The sequence below is a fragment of the Flavobacterium sp. YO12 genome, from assembly GCF_004119495.1.
Lineage (GTDB): Bacteria > Bacteroidota > Bacteroidia > Flavobacteriales > Flavobacteriaceae > Flavobacterium.
Genome location: NZ_NRQU01000144.1, coordinates 1 through 1,040 on the forward strand (window position 1 = coordinate 1; position 1,040 = coordinate 1,040).

Genomic DNA, 1,040 nt, shown 5'->3' on the forward strand with positions numbered 1-1,040 from the left:
CCATTCTTGTTTCTGCATTTGTTTGATAACGCAAGATATAAAAATAGGTTCCAGCAGGTACAACATTCCCTTTTGAACAGTCGTTCTTCCATCAGATGTACCACGAAATACATTTCCATTAGATCCATATCCGCTGGTTTCAAAAATTTTAACTCCCCAACGATTATATATTTCGACTGAATTTTCAGAATAACGATCCAATCCCTCTATTTTGAAATAATCGTTTATTCCGTCACCATTAGCCGAAACAGCATTATATATTACTATTCCTGTAGGTGTAACAGCTGCTTCTGCCCTATTGTTATCCAAATTAGGATCTGCAGGTGTCGAAGCGTTAAGGTTAGCAATATTAAGATAATCTCCTGTTCCTTTTACCTTTGCTGTCAGCGTTAATGTTTCGGTTGTTCCTGCGGCTAACACGGGTAAATCCCAAACTCCATTTGAACTATTGTAGTTCCCTGAAGTTGTTGTTGATATTACATAACTATATCCCGATGGCAGCATTTCGTCTATACTTACATGCTGAAAATCACTTGTTCCAATATTTGTTGCTGTTATTGTAAATATAACATTTTCTCCAATGGTTGGTGTTGGATTGTTTACCGTTTTTCCTATCGCAATATCGGAGCAAACAGTTACTGATACTGGAAAATGAATCGCTACAATCGGATTACAATTAGAAGAATCTATAAACTCAACCTGTACAGCGCCATTTCCTGCTGTTGTCCAGATAACAGTTACAAAATCATCCATTAATTGTCCTCCTGCTTTAATTGAACCTCCTGTAACCATCCAATTGTAATCGGACATTGCAGATGTCGTTTTATAGGTTACTTCTTCGGCAATGCATGCTGTCGCTTTCCAGCCAATGGTTTCTCCTGGTAAATCGTTTTTTATAATTACTGTTACCGCTAAACGTGTGATGCTTTCGCAGGTTCCCGTTGTTAATGAACCATAATAAACGGTTCCGTTTACAAGTGTTGTTCCTGCCGAAACTACATTTCCGCCATTTTCGGCATCATACCATGTTACATTATTTT

General features: G+C 37.8%; 1 protein-coding gene. It reads right to left on the reverse strand.

Going from position 1 to position 1,040, the window contains the following annotated elements:
* The coding region (locus BOW55_RS20680; protein ID WP_129026334.1) for a gliding motility-associated C-terminal domain-containing protein at positions 1-1,040 on the reverse strand (1,040 nt) is incomplete at both ends.